Raw genomic sequence first — 2,137 nt, forward strand, 5'->3', positions numbered from 1 at the left:
ACCGCGATGGAGTTACCTTCCGGCTGTTGGATCTGCCAATGCCCTTCACGCGGTCGGTGACCCGGAGAACAGGGCCAACTGGTCGCAGTGACAGGCTCGGGGCAACATCGGTTCACGCGAGCGGCTTCGTGCCCCGTCTGCGCCCGGGTAGCGCCGCAACGTCTCGCACGAAAGCGGCGTGGTGGTACTGGCCAAAAGGGGCTCTTTGCACTACGCGGGAGATCGCATTTATGCTGCCACGCTCCGCGAGGCGGTCGTGGTAGCAGAGCGTAGCTATTGGGGCGGGTGGATCAGTATGCTACGTAACAGGACCGGCGCTGCTGGTTGGCGACGTTGGCGAGACCGAACGCGACCCGGCAGACCAGTTTGACCAGGCGGTTGACGCCCCTCGGCGGCGGCGTTGCTGTAGCCGGTGAGCACGACCGTAGCGATCCCTTCCCGCCACACCGAGACCGTCTCAGCCAAGGTGACCACCTCGGGGACGGTGGCTGCGACTGGAGCGCTCCCGGTTCCGTGGACAGCGCCCGCCGACGGCCCTTCTCCAGCTGGCTCCAGACTACCCCGTCAGCATCGACCGGCGCTTCGGGCAGCAGCTCCTCCCGCATCGCCCCCAGATCCAACGAGTCCTGGAACAGCGATCGCAGCAGCTCCCGGCCCTGCCCGGCGATCTGGTCCTCCAACTCGGCGTGAGTCACCCCCGCAGCCCGCGCCCGCAGCTGCCGGTACAGCACGTCCGACGCCGCGAACACCCTGGCCAGCACCTCATCCGACGGCTCCTCGTAGTCTGATACTTGGGCTCCTTGCTCACGTCACGTTCTGGTTTCGACACCCGTGAACGTAGTGACAAGGAGCCTTTAACGATCAAATCTCGTACAGCACCCAGAGATCATTCATCCAACGATCTCACTCGGGAAAATCTACACCCGTCGACTTTGCCGTACCCGTGTCCGTCTGATCCCGCATTCATTAGACTACCGTTTAGGTACGTCTTGCAGCCGCGATCGCGTTGGCTGCCAGACTGCCCACGCCGATGTTTCTGGTGGGAATCGATGAAAAAAGCCCGCTGGTCAGAAACAAAGTGCCGCCATCAAGAATCTCCCGATGATCCATATCTACCGCCCGCATCATCTTGCTAAATGCCGAACGGCCCACATAGTCAGCTGAGACGTAGAAATCGGCGAATTCGAAACCGTCGGGGCTGGCCGCGACATCGGTCGGACTAGGCAGGGGCCACGAGATCAACAAAGAACCATACGCGGGCGATAGTGCAGCTACCATGGAGACGAACAAATCGAGTATATCCTTAGACCTACGGATCCTCGTCGATGAGGGAGCATACGACTCAAAAGCGATCCCATCGCACCGGACCGCAATAGGATGTCGATCGAGTCCAACAGCGTCCTCCGATATCGGCAAAATCCGTACTTCCACATCACGACCAGCTCCGCCGGGCTGAACGCCGCTCAGAGTCACACCGGCGATAACCCTACCCGTAGCGCGACGAAAATTCTCCAGCTCCCGCTGGTTCGCAATACCGACGCGCTCGATCTCGTATCGAATCAGGTCGGCCATCTCATCCACATCACCCTCGCCACCTAAAAGAGCCGCACCAAAGGATGCACCCTTCTCAATCAGATAATCGATAACAAGCGAAAATGCATCCTCAGTATCCCTCTCAGCGAAATAAAATGAGGGCTCCACCAAGGGGGGGCGAGGTGAATTTGTAGACCCTTTCTTCGGAGATTTGTCAGTCATCGTGATATCTTTCCCGCAGCTTCAAGCATGGCACTCAACTGAGAATTTCCCGGGACAAAAGCGGTCGCCAACTGACTCGCTCTGTTACCGTCTTTGAAAAACTGTGCTACAAAGTACTTACCGTCAACTCTCGATAGGTGGGCAGTGGTTTGCGCCACTCCAGTCGACCAGTCGAAAATGACATTAGATTTTGAGACCCGCTCGATCAGGTTCTCCCACTGCTGCAGATGCGTCGACTTCGGCACTTCTCGGCCGAACCATTGCGCCGCATGTTCATCGAAGCTGTGGAGCAGCCCTCGTGTACCAGCAATCTGGTAGGGGGCGAGGCCGAGGGGGTCGAGCCAACCCAGGGGATTGGGGACATAAGTGTGGGGGTTGGGAG

The 2,137-nt window shown here is 59.1% G+C and carries 3 protein-coding genes; all 3 read right to left on the reverse strand.

Annotated elements, in window-relative coordinates:
- Positions 1 to 290: 290 nt before the first annotated feature.
- Positions 291 to 761, reverse strand: a complete 471-nt coding sequence (locus MJ783_RS00440; protein ID WP_239307872.1) for a hypothetical protein — start codon at positions 759 to 761, stop codon at positions 291 to 293.
- A gap of 217 nt (positions 762 to 978) precedes the next feature.
- Positions 979 to 1,755, reverse strand: a complete 777-nt coding sequence (locus tag MJ783_RS00445; RefSeq protein WP_239307873.1) for a hypothetical protein — start codon at positions 1,753 to 1,755, stop codon at positions 979 to 981.
- Positions 1,752 to 2,137, reverse strand: a 386-nt coding sequence (locus MJ783_RS00450) for a hypothetical protein (protein ID WP_239307874.1), incomplete at its 5' end; no start/stop codon positions are given. The genes MJ783_RS00445 and MJ783_RS00450, both read right to left, overlap by 4 nt.

Origin of the sequence: Protofrankia sp. Cj3 (assembly GCF_917627355.1) — a bacterium.
Classification (GTDB): domain Bacteria; phylum Actinomycetota; class Actinomycetes; order Frankiales; family Frankiaceae; genus Protofrankia.

Coding starts and splice junctions, on each gene's coding strand:
- MJ783_RS00445 (WP_239307873.1), bottom strand. CDS start 1,755: ATGACTGACAAATCTCCGAAGAAAGGGTCTACAAATTCACCTCGCCCC.